The sequence below is a fragment of the Fulvivirga ulvae genome, from assembly GCF_021389975.1.
GTDB lineage: Bacteria > Bacteroidota > Bacteroidia > Cytophagales > Cyclobacteriaceae > Fulvivirga > Fulvivirga ulvae.
Genome location: NZ_CP089981.1, coordinates 2,683,764 through 2,703,780, shown reverse-complemented (window position 1 = coordinate 2,703,780; position 20,017 = coordinate 2,683,764). Strand labels below are relative to the sequence as shown.

Genomic DNA, 20,017 nt, shown 5'->3' with positions numbered 1-20,017 from the left:
AAACTTTAGTTTAAAACATATTAACATGCAATACGACGTAACAGTAATTGGCTCAGGGCCAGGTGGATATGTTGCTGCTATCCGCTCTGCACAGCTTGGCTTCAAAACAGCCATTATTGAAAAGTATAACACCCTTGGGGGAACATGTCTGAATGTGGGGTGTATTCCATCCAAAGCATTGCTGGACTCCACAGAGCACTATCATAATGCTATTACGCATTTTGGAGAGCACGGTATTGAGATAAGCAAACCGAAGGTGAACTTAAAGCAAATGATTGACCGAAAGGCCAGTGTTGTAAAGCAAACCTGCGATGGCATCGATTTTTTGATGAAGAAAAATAAAATAGATGTTCACCATGGAGTTGGTTCGTTTGTAGACAAGAACACTATTAAAATTACTCCTGAAAAGGGTGATGCCAAGGAAATAAAAACTGACAAAGTAATCATTGCAACAGGTTCTAAGCCAGCAGACCTGCCCTTCGCTAAAATAGACAAAAAGCGGGTTATCAGTAGTACAGAAGCTTTGGAGTTAAAGGAAATACCCAAGCACCTGATCGTAATTGGCGGTGGAGTGATAGGCATGGAGCTTGGCTCTGTCTATGCGCGAATTGGCTCTAAGGTTACCGTAGTAGAGTACATGGACAGGATTATACCTACAATGGACGGAACGATGGGCAAAGAATTAACCCGGGCTACCAAAAAGTTAGGTATAGATTTTAAAGTGAGCCATAAGGTTACCTCTGTAGAAACCAAGGGTAAGGAAGTCCTGGTCAAGGCAGAAGATAAAAAGGGCAACACCGTTGAAATTAAAGGTGACTATTGTCTTGTGGCCATTGGCAGGAAGCCTTATACTATGGGCCTTGGGCTGGAGAACGTTGGCGTTAAAACTGACGACCGTGGCCGAATAGAGGTTGACAACCACCTAAAAACCAACATTGACAATATCTACGCTATAGGAGACGTGGTGAAAGGCGCAATGCTTGCTCATAAAGCAGAAGAAGAAGGTACCATGGTGGCCGAACAGTTCGCTGGCCAGAAACCTCATATTAACTATCGTCTGATACCAGGTGTGGTCTATACCTGGCCTGAGGTGGCAAGTGTAGGCTATACAGAGGAGGAACTTAAGGAAGAAGGAAGACCCTATAAAACAGGCTCGTTCCCTTTTAAAGCGCTGGGCAGAGCCCGAGCAAGTATGGATGTAGATGGTCAGGTAAAGGTTCTTGCTGATAAACAGACTGATGAGATTTTAGGCATTCATATCATAGGGGCAAGGGCAGCTGATATGATAGCAGCCGGAGTTACTGCCATGGAGTTTAGAGCCGCTACCGAAGATGTATCACGCATGTCGCACGCTCACCCTACCTATATGGAGGCAGTGAAGGAAGCTTGCCTTGCCGCAACAGCCAACAGACCAATTCACATTTAAATAAGATATGCCCGGAATACAGATTCCGGGCATTAACTTCTCCAGTCTATGTCCGTGACTTTAATACTCGTAATCATCACTGTACTTACCAGTCTTTATGCCTGGAATAATCAGGATATTCTAAGGAAATGGATTTTCAATCCGTATAGTGTAAATGAATACAAGCAATACTACCGCTTCATTACCTCTGGATTTATCCATAATGATTTTATTCACCTGCTCTTCAACATGCTCGTACTCTGGATGTTTGGTGAACAGGTTGAATATGTCTTTGCCGCTATCTACGGTACATTAGGAAAATTTATTTTTGTTGCACTTTACATTTTAGGTATTATCGTTTCAGATATTCCTACTTATCTCAAGCACAAGAATCATGCTTATTACAATGCTTTAGGTGCTTCAGGAGGGGTGGCTTCTGTATTGTTTAGCTTCATACTTTTTGCCCCTGCACAAAAGTTATATTTATATGGTCTCATTGGACTTCCTGGCATTGCCTGGGCTGCGTTATACATATTATATTCTGTTTACATGGGAAAAAGGGCCGGTGATAATATAAATCACGATGCCCATCTTTACGGAAGCTTATTTGGAGTTGTTTTTACGATATTAGTTTATCCTAAGATAATTCCTCATTTCATTGATCAGCTAAGTAATTTTAGTTTATTCTGAAAGTAGTAAGCATACCCTTTACTCTCTGTCTATCTGATCCACCATTCCGGCTTCTCCAATGAGGGAGTGCCATTGGGATATCCAAGGCAATCTTTACATGGATCAATCTCCCCCATAGCAGGAGGACCGTAAGGTTTGAGACACTCTTCAAGTAAGTGATTATTTACAGGGTAAGAAAGATCGTATATGTCAAAGTACCATCTCCTGGCCTGTTCGGACGCAATCCAGAAATATCCCACTACCTTTTTATTGCTCTCAACACTGGAAATATTTGTTTTTAAATTATAGGGAGGCTTATCAAAGAAGGCCCCTGATGTTGCCTGTTCCTGTAATTCGGAAAAAAAGTAATAATCCTCTTTGCTTAGCAAATATTGCCTGACCAGCAGAGAAAACCTTTCGAACAGTCTTTCATTTCCATGTGTTTCCATAAAAAAAAGGGAATTTGAGTACCCCCCAACATAATCTTCCTGTAACGTATAACTTGACAAATATGTGTTACTGCGTATCCAGCATGTTTTATTAACATAAGGCCTCAACGGTACAGTATACTCCCAAATAGGTTCCGTATGCCATTTGTAGTATCGGGGCTCATGGCCTTCGTTTTTCGGTATATCCACTTGTAAGGAAATACCTTCTACAGTTCTAACCTTTTTCTCACCGGCCACAATCTCATAAACTTCCTTCGATAACTCTTTAAAGGATATTTCTCCCATTTCCTGTTCTTCCACTTCTGGCAGGCCAAGCCACTCTGACTCAAAAGTGTCTCCGTCCGATATGGATATCAAAAGCTTATATTTTACACCGGGTCTTGCTGCAAAATCTTCATTTTGCAGGACATATTCACCCCCACTAACCTCATTGTATAACCACCCTTTTTCCTCATTGGAGACTAGCTGTACCGTTGCTCCGGTAACAGCTTCTCCTCTCTTATTTGTCACATCACTTGTATAGCTTAGCTTAACATTAAAGTAACGGCCATCACTCGGGTATGCCTTAGATTGATTATATGAGATGTCCGTAATAAACCCCTCAACAACTAGTGTGGGGGCATCATTCTTAATAACAAATTCATATGGCTCAATGCACCCAAAAACAATGGTAAAAAGCAATGCATAAAAAAACCTAGTACCCATATCTTATTAAATTACACTAAATGCGACTTTTATTTATCCCACCAAACAGGTGGCTCCTCACTTGGGTTTCCACTGCCATAAGCCATACAGTCCCAACATAAAGGTCCTTTATCAGTAAGAGGATTTAAACAATATTCTTCAATACTATTTTTAAGGGTATATGAAAGATCTCTCTGACTAAAGTACCACCGCGTAGCCCTTTCCTTAACTACAGCAAAGTACCCATTTACCCTAACACCGCCTTTCGCTTTTATATTAGATTGTAAATTATAAGGCAGAGCGTCACTTAGAGAAGAATTTGTTTGCTCTTGAATATCACTCATGAACTGGTAGTATCCCTTGTTAACGATAAACTGCTTCACTAAGAGCGAGAAATCCCAAAGAAAGCGTTCATTACCAACTGTCTCTATAAAAAAAAGCTTCTTATCATAACCTCCAACATTATCTTCATGCAGCACAAAACCGGATAAGTACACATCGCTGCTTATCCAGCATGTTTCATTTACCGGAGGGTGAAGGGGGGCTTTGAACATCCAAGTAGGTTCGAATTTCCAGAGATAGTAGATTGAATTTTGAGTTTTATTATCAGGTAGACCTATTTTAAGATCAATACCCTGCACTTCCCGGATAACTTCTTCCTGGCCTACATATTTGTATGCAAGTTCTTTGGTTTCTTCAAATGACACTCTTCCAACAGGTACTGGATTTATGCTCGGCATTGCCTCCCATTCGCTTTCATATTGTTCTCCGTTGGCAAGTTCTATAACCAACCGATATCTGCTGTCAGCCAAAGCTTTAAAACCATTATCCAGCAGTAAATACTTCCCTTCTTGCCTCTCTGAGTATACCCACGTTGACCCACCTTCGCGTTCAAGTGTGACAGTTGCTCCCGTCACTGCTGCACCTCTACGGTTAGTCACATCGCTGGTGTAGCTGAGCTTTACATAGAAATACCTGCCATCACTGGGATATTCTAGCGTCTCATCATATGAAGCATCAGAAATAAATCCTTCTACCACAAGTACAGGGGAGCCATCATTGATTACAAACTCGTATGGCTCAATGCATCCGCCAATAAGCAAGATCAATAAACAAGCTAATAACCTCCGGAACATCTCTTTAAAAAGTGAAGTTATATGATATCGAAGGAAATGCACTTCCCAAAACTGAAAGCTTACTGGCTTTACCATACCTGTCAAAAAAGATTGAATAGGCGTTATTCCTGCTGTACACATTGAATATAGATATTATCCATTCTCCCATAAATCTTTTGTTCTTCCTTGGCTTATCCTTTATGGTTAACGAAAGGTCCAGACGATGATAGTCCGGAATCCTATATTCATTTCTTTCCGAATAGTTCAGAACTGACAAATATGCATCATAGGAAAATTTAGACACCGGTATCGTAATTGGTCTGCCTGTACTATAGCTGAAGTTTGTTGAAAATGTCGTTCTCGCACTTAAACGATAATTGAATATCAGAGAAAGGTTATGCGGTTGATCGTAAGTAGCCGGGTAATAATCTCCCTGGTTAATCACTTTCGTCTCATGCAGGTCAGAATCAAACTTTCTTAAACTTCTGGAAAATGTATAAGCAACCCATCCATTAACTGTACCCTGATTCTTCTTCAATAAAAACTCTACACCATATGCCAATCCTTTACCTGAGGTAAGACCAGCCTCTAATGAAGGATTTAGTGTTATATCAGCACCCTCAATGTAATCTATAGAGTTGGATATCTCCTTATAAAAGCCCTCCACAGAAAGCTCATACACATTGTCCTTAAAATTCTTGAAAAGTCCTAACGAAAACTGATCACCCATTGCAGGCTTCAGATAAGGGCCACTGGCAACCCAATAATCCTGTGGAGTAGTGGAGGTAGTGTTGGAAATGAGATGGAGATATTGATAACCCCTATAATAACTGGCCTTAAGTGAAGCGCTCGGCGACAGCAAATATCTTAATGAAACCCTCGGTTCAAAACCTCCATAAGTATCAATAACTTCTCCATTGCTATATACCAATGTATCGCTAACCGTCGGATATCTTCCGTTAATGTTGGAGTAATCAAACTCATAAATTTCATCTCTACCCAATCTCATAAATTGGGAATACCTCAAACCTGCTGATAAGGAAAATTTATCTGATAATTTAATATTGGACTGTATATAAGCCGCTGTTTCCAGAGCCCTTTGATCATTCATGTCAGAGGCAATTGCATTATTTCCGTCTTCCAAAGGCTTAAGTTTTCCAGGCTCAATAACAACACCCTCACCTTCCAATCCAGCTTGTAGCTTTACTACATCACCTTTATTATAGTTTAATTCAGCTTTTAATCTAATGTTATTGATAGCATTATTATATGTAAAACCATCAATAGGGTCTGGGTTTTCAACCTTACTCAGATAATTACTGGTTGCCAAATTTAAAGAAGAGGATAGAGCCTGATTAAAAGTATGATCCCAGCGTATTGAAGCATTAGTAGTCTCCCAGCTAAATGTTGAGTCACTAGCCAACCTAAACCCATCGCTACTTCTGTATCCAGAAATGGTTATAAAATTGTTTTGATTTATTGTTTGAAAAATCTTGGCGGTTACATCATAGAACTCTGCCGAGCTATTCTGTAGTTGTATATCATCAGTAGCTTTTAATAACCAATTGCTATAAGAAATTCTGCCACCCAGTAAATATGAAGATTTACTTCTTACAATGGGTCCTTCAACAGTAAGTCTACTGGATACCAGACCGACACCACCTGATACCTTATGCTTACCAGCATCGCCATTCCTAAGCTTTACATCTAACACTGAAGACACCCTACTACCAAAATTAGCCGGTCCCCCACCTTTATAGAGTACGACATCACTAACCATATCCGGATTAAAAGCTGAAAAGAACCCAAACATATGAGCAGGATTGTATATAGTAGCCCCGTCTTGTAAAATTAGATTTTGTCCGGTTTCTCCACCTCTCACATTGAATCCTGACGATAACTCGCCCACCGTACTTACTCCTGGTAAAGTCGTCAAACTCTTAATAGGGTCAACTTCCCCTAAAAAAGTTGGCAAAGATTTAATAGTCTCTATGCCCAGTGCTTCTACACCAGTAAGTTCACTGGTAACATTCCTATCGATTCTTTCCGCGGTAATTGTTACTCCCTCCAACTCCTTGGACTCCGGAAAAATAGAAGATTCCACAAGCTGTTGATCACCATAAGGGCTAAATGCTATAATCAAAGTAGTAGTTTCGTAACCAACAAACCTAATATCCAATTTGTAGGTATCTGGCGATACATCAAAACTGAACTTACCATTAACATCGGTAAGAGCTCCCTTATTTATCGCAGGCAAATAAACCTGAGCACCAACTATCGGATCACTGCTCCCAGCGTCAGTAACAACACCCTCCAGCGTTACCTTGCCTTCCTTATTGCTTTTAATCGCAACATAATTATCCTTACGTTTTCCAAACTCCTCTCCAAGATCCTTGTCTACTATGAAAAGAATATTATCATGAGTTTTCACTACTTTGTACTGTATCAGATAGTATTCAAGATAATCTATGATTCTGGTTCTTTCCTGAATACCATTAACTGTTAAAGCCTGGATTTTCCTTTCGTCAAAAATAAAATCTACATTATGCTTCTTCTCAAGACTGAGTAAAAAATCTGAGAAAACCTTACCATTATCGGAGGGCTCGACAAAAACATCCTTAAGGTTCTGCGCCTGTAGCGAAAGCCCGCATAACCCCATTATTAAAACAAGAATTTTTCTTTTCACTGCGTCATGTCCAATTGATTGGCACAATAATAAAAAAAGCCATCCCAAAATCAGCTTTTGGAATGGCTTTTTATATGAATGGTAATATTTATTGGTTAATTCACAGTAAAACTATCCATAGCAAGAGTACTAATATTGCCTGCTGGATCACTTACTACCAGATAAACATCATAATCACCAGCGTCAAGAGATAAAGAAACTAAAGCAAAGTTATTAGCTTGAATCACCTCTACACCGGAGGCTATGCCTTTTTCAAAATCATCAAGACTCGTTGGTGCTGCAGCGCCATCAGGATAAATAGTGTACCAGCCTATGCCTGGAGACCCGAAAGTTCCATCTATTACAGCAAAATATAAGTCCACATATCCTGTATTGGGCTCAATAAGCCAATCCACTGTAGGGGCAGTATTATCTACAATTAATTTATACGACAGAAGTTCAGACGTATTACCAGCGAGGTCGGCAATGTTAGTAATTGCTACTTCAACCTGTCCATCTCCTCCTCCGTTTACGATATAATCGTAAGTATAAACCAATGGATCATCCGTAGCCTCCAAAGTATCAATAGCAGCAGTAACACTTCCATCAAATGAGATCAACAAAGAGCTATCCGTAGCGGGGTCTGCAGCCATAACCATTTCACTAAAAGTTACAGTAATGGTAACAACAGTACTATCATTTGCCAATAGTGTTGAGTAGTCAATGGTTGCAACAGGTGCTGTATTATCAACTCTATAAAGTTTCACAAATGCACTATCAATATTTACACCACCGTACGCGGGAGTCGATTTAATATCCTGAAACAGTGCTTCAGGAGTTCCACTTCCTGCACCCGCCGTATAAATTGCATAGTAAGAGTCCTCATCCATTTTTACCAATGGACCTAACGTACCTGACACGAAAGGATTACCCCCATTAAATTGAGTAGAGTCTGAAGTATTCATGGCAAAGCTTGGATCCGCAGCTAATGGAGCTGCAAACTTAAAGAACACTGTATCAGCCTCACCGCTTCTCAAAACTCCGGCGCCATTATATGATACAGTTACAGCAGGCTCAGTTTCAGCCACAGTAACCGAGAATGTGCCTGTATCAGTTCCGTTAGTTACTGTAATAACAGCATCACCAACTTCACCGAAATCTACAGTAATCGTATTACCTGTAGCGCTACCACTTATAGTAGCAGGACCAGAAACAGTCCAGGTATATGAATCTGGGCTAGTAAAATCTCCAATAGTATATTCATGGGTAGACTCAGGTCTAACCTCACTTGATCCTGCTATATTAAGCCTGAAAGGACCATTAAAAGTTGAGTCATCGTCACCACAGGCCGTAAAAAGTACGGCCGTGATGAGTGACAATATAAATATCGATATTCTATTCTTCATTATATTATTCTTTTTTAGAGTTCAGATTATAATACGTCCCAGAAGACTTTGGTAGAAACATCATCCCCACCTATAGCAGCACCAGCTTTAGCATACTCTTCGCCATTTAACTGAGCCTCTTCAAGAGGGTATGTAAACCTTAAAGGTATATCGCCAACGGTCATTCCCGGAGGTGCATTAAAACCGTCGAAATCTAACCTTCTCCAAGTAGTCCATCCTTCAAATCCCTGGTTGTAAAGAGCGAGCCACATCTGAACACCAATTTTTTGTCTCCAATCACCAGGAGCTGAAGCATAGGCAACATCAATTTGAGATATATAAGAAGAAGATCCCTCTGCTCCCCACTGATCAAAAGAAGCCATAATACCTGAATTATAATAGTCGGCTGCAGCACTAGAGCCACTACTAACATTATATCCGCCTCTTTCAGCAGCTTCAGCTTTCAAAAATTGAATCTCAGCATAGTTTAAAATGACGCCCTTCAACTCAGGAGTATGAAGTATGTCTCCCACCTGAGTAAACCCAGAATAATTATTAGCATCACCGTAAGTACCACCTTCAAATACCCCAGCACCAAGGTTTTCTCTGAAATAAACTTCCCTCCTAGGATCATTTAAAGTGTTCATTTTATCAACAATGGTGTTAGCAGCTACAAAATCTTGTCTTCCACTAAGTACCAAATCTTCATAGATCGGGCTGGTATTTGGAGAAGCACCATAATACGTCATAGCTGCATTATCATCGTTGCTGGTGAATACACCTGCAGATAAAGCCGCGTTAACAATGGTTACTGATGCCGACTTATCCACATCAGCAAGCCTCATACCCATTCTGAATTTCAGAGAATTAGCAAACTTAACCCAGTTGCTCATTTCACCTTCATACATAGGATCTTGCTCAGTAGGAAACCCTGCTGCACCAGCATCAATGGCTGCGGTTGCGGCATCCAGATTAGAAACAATGCTATTATAAATAGTTCTTGCATCATCATATGCCGGACTCAAATTGTCAGGGTCAAGAGCTTCAGTATAAGGTATATTCCCAAAAGCATCTACCATGACCGAATAAATATATCCCTGCATTATATCTATACAAGCAATTCTATTTTGCAGAACTGCTTCAGGCAGCCCTGTTACACCAGATTCGATCTGTTCCTGAATTAACCCCTTGGCATTTTTCAAATTGCTAAGCGACTCACGATATCCATTCCTCCAGAAGTTTCTTGGAATAGATCTACCAGTTAAGTTATACTGACTCTCATCAGGATAGGTGGTTTGCGCCCAGTACTGAGCATATAGGTTAAATGGATTGTTGTTAACACTGATGCTAACCATCATATCCACCGACTCGCGTAATGCTCTTGTAAACAAAGATGTAGGATCAACCTCAGCCGGATTTCTTTTGTCCGTGTTAAGATCCTCTAATCGATCATCACACCCTACAAAAAAGAGGGTAAGAAGTGATATATATAGTAATTTTCTCATATCTCAATAATTCTAAAGATTAAAATTCAACTTCTACCTTGAAGCCCATAGTACGTACGGTAGGGTAAGAGCCGGATAGATATCCTTGAGCAGCACCTACACCTAATCCTGACTCAGGGTCTGCGTATGGCACATTTTTATGAATAATCCATAGGTTTCTACCTACTAATGAAAGGTCTACTCTATTTGCAAATGACTCTGTAATGCTAGAAGGCAGACGGTAAGATAATGAAAGCTCTCTAAGTTTTACATAGGATGCATCGTAAATGGTAAGAGCACCTGGGTTACGGGTAGCATTTCCCCAATAGAAAGCTCCACTATAAGACGTAGCGTCAGCATAAGTTGTATTTGCTTCACCAGTTTCTGTTACTCCTGGATTCAATACACCACCTCCCTCAGAAACAGGACTTCTCAAAGGAACACCTCTGTCATTATTTCCTACTGTATTAGCAGTTAAACCGGTTCCCTGACCATAGTGCATATCAAGAGAGTAAACATCTCCACCTTTTTGAATATCAACAAGAAAGCCCAAGCTTAATCCTTTATACGAAACAGTATTATTAATACCCATTACCCAATCCGGATTAGGGTCACCAATAATCTGATCGGCGACAGCTTTATAATAACCACTTGAGTTTACTACTTTCTCTCCATTAAGGTATTCAAACCCTGTTCCTCTTAATACTCCGAAAGGTTCTCCTACCGTTGCGTTGGCAGATACACCACCCTGGAAGCTTTGGAATACATAATTATTAGCTCCTGCAAGCAATTCAATTACTTCACTTCTGTTTCTTGTATAGTTAATAGTTGTATTAAACTTTAGGTCATCAGTCCTAACAATGTCTCCACCAACAACTAATTCTATACCTCTGTTTTCAATGTCACCAGCGTTTACGTACTTTCTTGAATAACCAGTAGTTGATGAAATATCAATACCTAGTAACTGATCAAAAGTATTTCTCTTATAATAAGCAACATCTACATTAAGTCTGCGATCTAAACCTGTGAATTGCAAACCAAATTCAATCTCCTCAGTTTCTTCAGGCAAAAGGTCTTGGTTATTTTTAGTATATGGCAAACGAGTAAGAATGGCATTACCAAAATTATCTTCACGCAGGTAAACATCGTTCACTCTTAATGGTCTTGTATCGTTACCCACTGTACCATAGCTGGCACGCACTTTACCAAAATCCATCCAATCCAGATCGATCAACTCTGAAAACACAAAACCTAAACCAACAGAGTAATAGTTATACTGATTATTGTCTACTGGCAAGGCAGAAGAAATATCCGTTCTATAGTTAGCATCCAAGTACACGAAGTTTCTGTAGCCTACATTAGCATTGGCAAAGTATCCGTAAACTTCTTTCTCCCAAAGATACTCATAAGGAAATGGGTTTGTTGATACTGAATTGCTTAGGGAGTACAATCCTGGTACAGCTAATCCACCGCTGGTTGAAGCCTGACTGTAATCATAGTTTTCCTTTCTTAAGTTGAAGCCGATAAATCCTGCCAAAGAAACGTCATCAGTAAGTTGCTTATTTGCAGATAACATGGCGTTATAATTGTACTCAGCACTCTCAATGTTGGTTCTTTGATACCCGGAACTTTCATCTGTAAGGTTAACTCCAAAACCTGTAGCGATACTACCAACTGCTCTTCTTTCTTCCCTTACTTCAGTATAAGAGTCAATTGAAGCCGATACATTTGCACTTAACCAATCAGTGAACTGGTAGCTTAAACCGACTTTGGAGAGCGTACGATCTCTGTTATCTGAGTTGTAGTTCTCATATCTAGTCCAGTAAGGGTTATCCCAATAAATTGGTTGCAATGGGTTTGTGTAGTCTGCAGGGTTCCATGTATAGTTACGGTGTGTTTGATGATAAATATCTTCAAGCGCTTTAACATCAACGTTCACCTGCCACCACTGACGGAATTGCGTCATTAGGTTATCGCTATAACCAGTTGAGAAACGACCTACCACATCCTGAATGTTGTATTGGAACATTATATCAGCGGTTAGCTTATCAGTCAGCTTTGAAGATCCTGTAAAGTTAATAGTATGCTTAGTCATTTCACTATTAGGAAGGATGTCCTCCATATCCAAATTTGTGTAGCTCATACGGAAGGTAGTCTTTTCATTACCACCGGCAAATGCTATACTATTATTCCATGTAGTTTGTGTTTCAAAGAAATCAACCGGAGTATTTTCCGCCGCTACCCAAGGACGTTTTTGGCCAAAGTTTGGTGACTCAGGCACAAAAGAATCCCAATGATACACATTAAGGTTTGGATTAAACTGTCCTCCATAAGAACCATCTTCTGTAGTAGGTACAATGTAGTCAATTACACCATCGCCATCTATATCTTCCTCTTCGAAGTACCCATTATCTCCGTAATATTTACCGTAGCCAGCACCATACTGATCCTGATATTCGATAAATGTATCCTTATTGATCTTACCGATAGTGACACCACTAGTGAAAGTCACACCAATACCTTTTCTTTTGGTACCCTTCTTTGTTGTAATTAAGATTACTCCATTCTGTCCCCTTGAACCATACAAAGCTGTAGCTGCAGCACCTTTCAGCACTGACATTGAAGCAATATCTTCAGGATTGATGTCAGCAGCCGGGTTACCATAGTCATAACCATACCCACCTGCCTGCTGATTAGCAGAGTTATTAGTTTCGTTACTTACAGGAACACCATCAATTACGAATAAAGGCTGGTTGTTACTGAACGATGAGTTACCACGAATAGTGATGTTGGTAGAACCTCCCATAGTGTTGTTAGTTCTAACCTGTACACCGGCAACTTTTCCGGATAGTGAGTTAATAAAGTTAGATTCTTTTACTTTGCTAACAGCATCGGCCTCCAGAGTTTGCTGAGAGTAGCCTAAAGAAGCCTTCTCTCTCGAAACGTTAAGAGCCGTTACAACAACTTCACTAAGTTGTTTAACATCTGATGCCATTTGCACATCAATCACTGATCTGGAACCCACTTCAACTTCCTGAGTCTCCAAACCAACAAATGAAAAGATCAAAGTGCCTCCTTCGGAAGGAACACTAAGTTTGTAATTGCCATCTATATCGGTAACGGTACCGGTAGATGTCCCTTTTAAAATTACGTTCACTCCAGGAAGAGTAGAACCGTCATCCAATGACGTAACCTTCCCAGAAACAGTCCTGTCCTGACCCCATGTAATAAATGAGACCAAGAAGAAACTCATAAATAGTAATAGTTTCCTCATAATTAGTTGTTTTAAGGTTATTATTTAGAACAGAAATCCCCCCATCTGGGGTATGATCCGCCAAGATAAACCACAAACAACGAAAAACAAAATAATATTTCTACATAAATAGTGTAATAAGGCGAATATTGGGGCATTTTCAATAATTGGAACATTTAATATGTAAATACCACAAAATGAGGGATAAACGTGGCAGTAATTATTCTGATCGAAGGGGGTTTTTAACAATAAAAAAAGCACGAACGACTGTCCGTGCTTTCCATATCTTAGTGAGACAAGCCCTTTAGGCTTCCGCTTCTACCGAAACAAATGATCTGTTGTTTCGGCCTTTTTTGAAGGTAACGATGCCATCAGTCAGCGCAAAAAGGGTATGATCCTTACCAATCCCCACATTCTGACCGGGATGATGCTGAGTTCCTCTTTGTCTTACGATGATGTTTCCGGCAATTGCCTTCTGTCCACCAAAAATCTTAACGCCAAGTCGTTTACTTTCCGACTCTCTACCGTTTCTCGAACTACCTGCTCCTTTTTTATGTGCCATGGTGTTTTCTTATTTTGAAATGTTCTCGATTAAAACCTTAGTAAATTCTTGACGGTGACCGTTTCTTTTCTTGTAGCCTTTCCTTCTTTTCTTTTTGAAAACCACAACCTTGTCACCTTTAACATGTCCCAGGATCTTACCTGCTACTTTAGCACCTTTTAGTAATGGTGCACCTACTTCGACCGTTTTGTCATCACCAAACAACAGAACTTTGTCGAACTCAACGGAAGCGCCTTCTTCGCCGTCCATCTTTGGAGCGTATACGAATTGGTCTTTTGTTACTTTGAACTGCTTTCCGGCTATGTCAACTATTGCGTACATGTAACTTTGAATTTTTTGAAAAATGGATTGCAAAGATAATTCAATATTCTTAAATATCAAACCCTTTATCCAATTTCGAAAAACACTTAATATACATACTCCAGCAAACATGAAAATGTAGCTATATATTAAGGTGTCACAACATAAATTATATAGACCTACATTTCAGCAGCTTGGATTGCTTGCTTGCATCGCTTGACTTGCTTGAAATTTTGAGATATATTGCTAAAATATTATTGAGAAGAGTTTTCATGTAATGAAAATTAATGTTCCTGAAAAATATGCCGAATTATATCTGAAAGCTCTAAGTGAGAAAAAAAAATTGCTGGAAGCCAAAATAGAAGATTTCAAAAAAGAGATTGAAGAAATAGATAATCACATCAGCGCACTGACAAGTTTATCAATATTTCAGGATAATCCCTCCTATGCACCACCGCGATGGGAAGCAAAAGGCTACCAGGAAGAATGGCCATGGACAAAAAAAATATCTCACTATCAGGAAGTTACGTTGAAAATATTTACCTCTTCAGAGGTTGTAGACTACATTCTGCGAAAAGAGCCCAGGCTAACAAGAAGCAAGGTCCGCAGTTCTATCTCTGCCGCCCTTTCCAACAAACACAAATCTGGCACGTATATAAAATTTATAGACCCGATTACAAGTATTACCTATTACGGACCCTCTGCCTGGTTCATAAATGAACATGAACCAGAATTTAACCATGTGCCTGATGATTTAAAAGAGCGACTATTTGGGAAGTAATTTTCATGTAAGAAAAATATGCTTTTAACATTGCCTCCGGCATGCCTGTTCCGCTTGAGTCTGTGGAAAACTTTTTATTTTTTTTCGAACCCTCATTTTTGGCCAATACAGCATAAGTGATGATTAAAAATTGTATTATAAAAACCTGACAATCAGATGCTTAAAACCAAACTCTGTACTGCCTTGCTCACTCGGTCACCTGACTTTGATTTTACCGCTCATTTATTAATATTTGTATGGCCTAATGGCTGTTATCAAAGCCGAATAGATGCCCGTTAATTCCTTGTAATTTTTGGGCAAAAAATCAACTAAAATTAACATAATCAGGAAAACTTTTTTGAGTTTACCTGTTATCTCTTTAGGTCAGATGTTTTCAAATTTTAAAAATTGAGTGATAAGATGAGTGATAATGAAACTGGAGCTGTAGAGCCAATTCTTAAAGAAAATAAAAATCGCTTTGTACTGTTTCCCATAAAGCATGACGATATATGGGAGTTTTACAAGAAAGCCGAAGCGAGTTTCTGGACCGCAGAAGAGATTGACTTAAGTCAGGATATGAGAGACTGGAATAATTTGTCAGATGGAGAAAGACACTTTATTTCGCATGTTCTGGCTTTTTTTGCCGCCAGTGATGGTATTGTAAATGAAAACCTTGCGGAACATTTTGTTGCAGAGGTGCAATATACCGAAGCCAAGTTTTTCTATGGCTTTCAAATAGCTATAGAAAACATTCATTCCGAAACTTATTCGCTTCTGATTGACACTTACGTAAAAGATGCTGGTGAAAAGGACAAACTTTTCAATGCTATCGAGACTATGGATTGTGTTAAGAAAAAGGCTGACTGGGCTTTACGATGGATTGATGAAGGGAGTTTTCAGGAAAGGCTTGTTGCATTTGCTGCAGTTGAAGGAATCTTCTTTTCCGGAAGCTTCTGTTCTATCTTTTGGTTGAAAAAGCGAGGCCTGATGCCCGGATTAAGTTTTTCAAATGAACTTATATCACGAGATGAAGGCTTGCACTGCGACTTCGCCTGCTTGATTTATAATAATCATGTAGTAAACAAGTTACCTAAAGAAACGATTATCAATATTATCAAAGATGCTGTAAGTATTGAGAAAGAATTTGTCACTGATGCTCTGCCTGTAAGTCTGATAGGCATGAATGCTGACCTCATGTGCCAATACATTGAATTTGTTGCTGACCGATTATTGTTAGAGTTGGTAGGTGAAAAGGCATATGGAGCAACAAATCCTTTTGACTTTATGGAAATGATTTCCCTGCAGGGAAAAACTAACTTTTTCGAAAAGAGGGTTGGAGATTATCAAAAAGCTGGCGTAATGAAAGGAAATAAAGACGATGACGCTCCAAAATTCTCATTAGATGAAGATTTTTAATTTTTTTAAACTTATTCGTAACCCCAAAAACCCCATGAGATGCTAGTAATAAAAAGAGATGGAAGACGGGAGTCCGTGAAGTTCGACAAAGTAACGGCCCGCATTGAAAAATTATGCTATGGACTGGACCTCAACTACATTGAGCCGGTTGATATAGCAAAAAAGGTGATCAACGGTATTTATGATGGAGTAACAACAGTAGAGTTGGACAACCTGGCAGCAGAAACAGCAGCCTCATTGACAACTAAACATCCTGATTTTGCCTTACTGGCTGCCAGAATAGCAATTTCCAACCTTCATAAGGTTACAAGCAAGTCCTTTTCGAACACTATGAAAAGGCTCTACACTTATGTAGATCCTAAAACAGGAGAAAATGCACCGCTACTTTCTAAAGAAGCATATGGGGTTATCAAGAAACATGCGGCATTATTAGATTCATCGATCATTTATGATCGTGATTTTAGCTATGACTACTTTGGGTTTAAAACATTGGAGCGCTCTTACCTGATGAAAATCGATGGTAAGATTGTGGAAAGGCCACAGCACATGCTCATGAGGGTTGCTGTTGGTATCCACATGGATGATATAGAAGCCGCTATTGAAACTTACAACTTACTAAGCGAAAAGTGGTTTACCCATGCTACTCCTACTCTTTTTAATGCAGGTACTCCAAAACCTCAGCTCTCCTCTTGCTTCCTGTTGACTATGCAGGATGACAGTATTGACGGTATTTATGATACATTAAAACAGTGTGCCAAAATATCTCAATCAGCCGGAGGAATTGGTTTAAGTATTCATAATATAAGAGCAACAGGTTCATATATTAAAGGAACTGGTGGGGTTTCCAATGGTATTGTTCCTATGCTTAGAAACTTTGATATGACAGCTCGCTATGTTGATCAGGGTGGTGGAAAGAGAAAAGGTAGTTTTGCCATTTATCTTGAACCATGGCACGCCGATATATTTGATTTCCTTGACCTGAAGAAAAATCACGGCAAGGAAGAGCTTAGAGCAAGAGATCTTTTCTATGCTCTATGGATTTCAGATCTTTTCATGAAGAGAGTAGAAGACAATGACGTTTGGTCACTATTCTGCCCTAATGAAGCTCCCGGCCTTTCTGAGAGCTATGGTGATGATTTTGAAAAATTATACACAAAATACGAAAGAGAAGGTAAATACAGAAAGCAGGTAAAAGCACAAGACCTTTGGTTTGAAATACTTGAAGCTCAGATAGAAACAGGTACACCTTATATGTTGTACAAAGATGCTGCGAACAAGAAATCTAACCAGAAAAATCTGGGTACCATAAAGTCAAGTAACCTATGTACAGAAATCATGGAGTACACTGCTCCTGATGAGGTTGCGGTATGTAACCTGGCATCTATTGCCTTGCCAAAATTTGTTACTGAAGATGGTAAGTTCGACCACAAAAAGCTTTACGAGATTACAAAAGTGATCACCAGAAACCTCAATAAGGTGATTGATATCAACTATTACCCTGTTGAAGAGGCAAAAAAATCAAATCTCAGACATAGGCCAATAGGTATAGGTGTACAGGGACTAGCGGATACTTTCCTGATGTTGAAGATGCCGTTTGATTCTGATGAAGCCCGTGGTTTAAACAAGCATATTCACGAAACGATCTATTTTGCTGCAATGACAGCTTCAATGGAACTTGCAAAAGAGCATGGTCCATATGAAACCTTCAAAGGTTCACCCGTATCTAAAGGAATATTCCAGTTTGACATGTGGGGTGTAAGCCCTGATTCCGGAAGGTGGGATTGGGACAGCCTTAAAAAAGAGGTCAAGAAAAGTGGAGTAAGAAATTCATTGCTTCTGGCACCGATGCCTACTGCATCAACTTCTCAGATACTGGGAAACAATGAATGCTTTGAGCCATATACTTCAAATATCTATACCCGAAGAACTCTTTCAGGAGAATTCATCATTGTAAATAAGCACTTGATGAAAGATCTGATCGGCCTTGGTCTTTGGAATGATGGCATGAAAAACAGACTGATAGAAGCAAACGGTTCTATTCAAAATATACCTGAGATCCCTCAGCACATTAAAGACCTTTACAGGACAGTGTGGGAAATCTCACAAAAAGCAATTATCGATATGGCGGCTGACAGAGGTGCATACATCTGCCAGAGCCAGAGTATGAACGTACATATTCAGGATCCAAACTTTGGAAAACTTACTTCTATGCACTTCTATGCGTGGAAGAAAGGCTTGAAAACTGGTATGTATTATCTTAGATCAAAAGCTGCGGCTTCTGCGATTCAGTTCACGGTTGATAAGTCTGCCAAACAACAACCTGCTGCAAACCAACCTGTAGCAACGAATGAAGATCAAAAGCGCGCAGACATGGTCTGCTCACTTGATAATCCCGATGCATGCGAAGCATGTGGAAGTTAATTTTAATGTTAATGTCTAGTTGGTTTTAATTTGAAAGCCTGGCTGTGGTGGCCAGGCTTTTTTTATTATGTGACCTCTCTATCACGTCCGCTCACATTTTAACTTCACCTTTTATCTCCCTGATAAACCTCAGATAATTTAATTATCTTAACCACACCTGTTAATATCGTGAAGAAGAAATGTTTCGGAGTAAACTATTACTTAAAAATTTTACCTGGCTTTCTATTTCCCAGGGAGCCAACTTTCTAATCCCTCTGATTATATATCCCTACTTACTACGGATCATCGAGATTGAAGAGTTTGGACTTGTAGCATTTGCACAGGCAGTAGTAAGTTATTTTATCCATTTAGTTGATTATGGCTTTTCTATTTCAGCAGTACGCGAAGTATCCTTAAACAGGAATAATACGAATAAGATCTCCAAAATATTCAGCAAGCTATATTTCACAAAAATCACGCTGTTGCTGGCAAGTTTTTTGGCTTTTTACCTGTTAGTGATCTTCATTCCGGCATGGAGCAATTACTCACTGCTCTTTTTATCCAGTTTTTCAATTGTTATTGGGCAAATGCTTCTTCCAACCTGGTTTTTCCAAGGGATAGAAAGAATGAGTAGCGTAGCGCTGATGAATATTATTTCAAAAGCATTGTTCACTGTATTTATTATTTTATTCATCAATGGAAGTAATGATTTTATGTGGGTCAATTTCTATTTAGGAGCAAGCCAAGCCCTGGTAGGATTAATTGCAATATGGATAATTCTGGTTAAGTACGGGGTTAAGATCATTTACCCATCTTCTTCACTCATTATAGATCAGCTTAAGGTGAACAGGTCTATATTTTTGTCGATGTTTTCGACTTTTATAGCTGGCAATTCAAACTTGTTAATACTTGGTTTCATAGCCGACCCTATAAGTACGGGTTATTACGCCATTGTTGAAAAAATACTTTTGGCAATCCGCGCTCCTGCGGTATTGTTATACCAAACCATATTTCCAAAGGTATGCCTGCTAGCCGAAAAGTCTTTTGATCAACTTATCTCATTTCTCCAAATTATTGTCAGACTGAGCTTGATAGGCTTTATACCTATGTGGATAGTTGTTTACATCTTTACTGATGACATAGTACAATTATTCTCGGGAGAGTACCTGAAACAATCCTCACACTTGCTTAAGATCGTCAGCCTCATCCCATTACTGGCTGCATTAAGTATTCCAGCAACACAGACAATGCTGGCATATAACTTTAAAAGAAGCTATGCCAATATCACGATCGGGGGAGCCATTTTCAATATTACAATTAATATAATCCTAGTTTCAGCTTTCTCAGCTTACGGCAGTGCCTTTGCAGCCTTAACTACAGAGCTATTTATCACCTTTATGCTATTTCTAAACTTAAGGTTATTTCATAGGGAGCATTCAGTATTTGGCGTATTCGAACTAAGCAGGTAGC

General features: G+C 39.4%; 14 protein-coding genes. 6 read left to right on the top strand and 8 right to left on the bottom strand.

Annotated elements, in window-relative coordinates; genetic code table 11:
- Window positions 1–25: 25 nt before the first annotated feature.
- Both lpdA and LVD17_RS11215 read left to right on the top strand, forming a co-directional pair.
- Window positions 26–1,426: a dihydrolipoyl dehydrogenase gene (gene lpdA / locus LVD17_RS11220; protein WP_233766817.1), complete on the top strand. Its 1,401-nt coding sequence runs from the start codon at window positions 26–28 to the stop codon at window positions 1,424–1,426.
- A 48-nt stretch (window positions 1,427–1,474) separates the two neighbouring features.
- Complete coding sequence (locus LVD17_RS11215) at window positions 1,475–2,095, top strand: rhomboid family intramembrane serine protease (protein WP_233766816.1); 621 nt, start codon at window positions 1,475–1,477, stop codon at window positions 2,093–2,095.
- Window positions 2,096–2,124: 29 nt separating this feature from the next.
- On the opposite strand, the gene LVD17_RS11210 is transcribed toward LVD17_RS11215, so the two are convergent.
- From LVD17_RS11210 to rplU, 8 genes are all read right to left on the bottom strand, one after another.
- A complete protein-coding gene (locus LVD17_RS11210) occupies window positions 2,125–3,228 on the bottom strand; it encodes a DUF4249 domain-containing protein (RefSeq protein WP_233766814.1) in 1,104 nt (367 codons plus the stop codon).
- A gap of 29 nt (window positions 3,229–3,257) precedes the next feature.
- The gene (locus LVD17_RS11205; protein WP_233766813.1) at window positions 3,258–4,316 is read right to left on the bottom strand and encodes a DUF4249 domain-containing protein; all 1,059 of its coding nucleotides are present in this window, start codon (window positions 4,314–4,316) and stop codon (window positions 3,258–3,260) included.
- 31 nt (window positions 4,317–4,347) lie between these two features.
- Entirely contained in the window at window positions 4,348–7,008 is a 2,661-nt protein-coding gene (locus LVD17_RS11200) for a TonB-dependent receptor (protein WP_233766811.1), read from the bottom strand.
- A 95-nt stretch (window positions 7,009–7,103) separates the two neighbouring features.
- Complete coding sequence (locus LVD17_RS11195; RefSeq protein WP_233766809.1) at window positions 7,104–8,393, bottom strand: PKD-like domain-containing protein; 1,290 nt, start codon at window positions 8,391–8,393, stop codon at window positions 7,104–7,106.
- Between the two features lie 26 nt (window positions 8,394–8,419).
- Window positions 8,420–9,877 carry a SusD/RagB family nutrient-binding outer membrane lipoprotein gene (locus LVD17_RS11190; RefSeq protein WP_233766808.1) on the bottom strand — a complete coding sequence of 486 codons (1,458 nt, stop codon included), beginning with the start codon at window positions 9,875–9,877 and terminating at the stop codon, window positions 8,420–8,422.
- A gap of 19 nt (window positions 9,878–9,896) precedes the next feature.
- Window positions 9,897–13,130, bottom strand: a complete 3,234-nt coding sequence (locus tag LVD17_RS11185; RefSeq protein ID WP_233766807.1) for a SusC/RagA family TonB-linked outer membrane protein — start codon at window positions 13,128–13,130, stop codon at window positions 9,897–9,899.
- A 283-nt stretch (window positions 13,131–13,413) separates the two neighbouring features.
- The gene (gene rpmA, locus LVD17_RS11180; protein WP_233766806.1) at window positions 13,414–13,671 is read right to left on the bottom strand and encodes a 50S ribosomal protein L27; all 258 of its coding nucleotides are present in this window, start codon (window positions 13,669–13,671) and stop codon (window positions 13,414–13,416) included.
- 9 nt (window positions 13,672–13,680) lie between these two features.
- Window positions 13,681–13,992, bottom strand: a complete 312-nt coding sequence (gene rplU, locus LVD17_RS11175; RefSeq protein WP_155170314.1) for a 50S ribosomal protein L21 — start codon at window positions 13,990–13,992, stop codon at window positions 13,681–13,683.
- Window positions 13,993–14,248: 256 nt separating this feature from the next.
- Here rplU and LVD17_RS11170 point away from each other — a divergent pair, with 256 nt between their 5' ends.
- The 4 genes from LVD17_RS11170 (at window position 14,249) to LVD17_RS11155 (ending at window position 20,016) form a co-directional block, all read left to right on the top strand.
- Window positions 14,249–14,752 carry a hypothetical protein gene (locus LVD17_RS11170; RefSeq protein ID WP_233766804.1) on the top strand — a complete coding sequence of 168 codons (504 nt, stop codon included), beginning with the start codon at window positions 14,249–14,251 and terminating at the stop codon, window positions 14,750–14,752.
- Between the two features lie 399 nt (window positions 14,753–15,151).
- Complete coding sequence (locus LVD17_RS11165; RefSeq protein WP_233766802.1) at window positions 15,152–16,147, top strand: ribonucleoside-diphosphate reductase small subunit; 996 nt, start codon at window positions 15,152–15,154, stop codon at window positions 16,145–16,147.
- Window positions 16,148–16,186: 39 nt separating this feature from the next.
- Complete coding sequence (locus tag LVD17_RS11160) at window positions 16,187–18,568, top strand: ribonucleoside-diphosphate reductase subunit alpha (RefSeq protein WP_233766800.1); 2,382 nt, start codon at window positions 16,187–16,189, stop codon at window positions 18,566–18,568.
- 179 nt (window positions 18,569–18,747) lie between these two features.
- On the top strand, window positions 18,748–20,016 hold the full coding sequence (locus tag LVD17_RS11155) for an oligosaccharide flippase family protein (protein ID WP_233766798.1): 1,269 nt from the start codon (window positions 18,748–18,750) through the stop codon (window positions 20,014–20,016).
- Window position 20,017 lies beyond the last annotated feature (1 nt).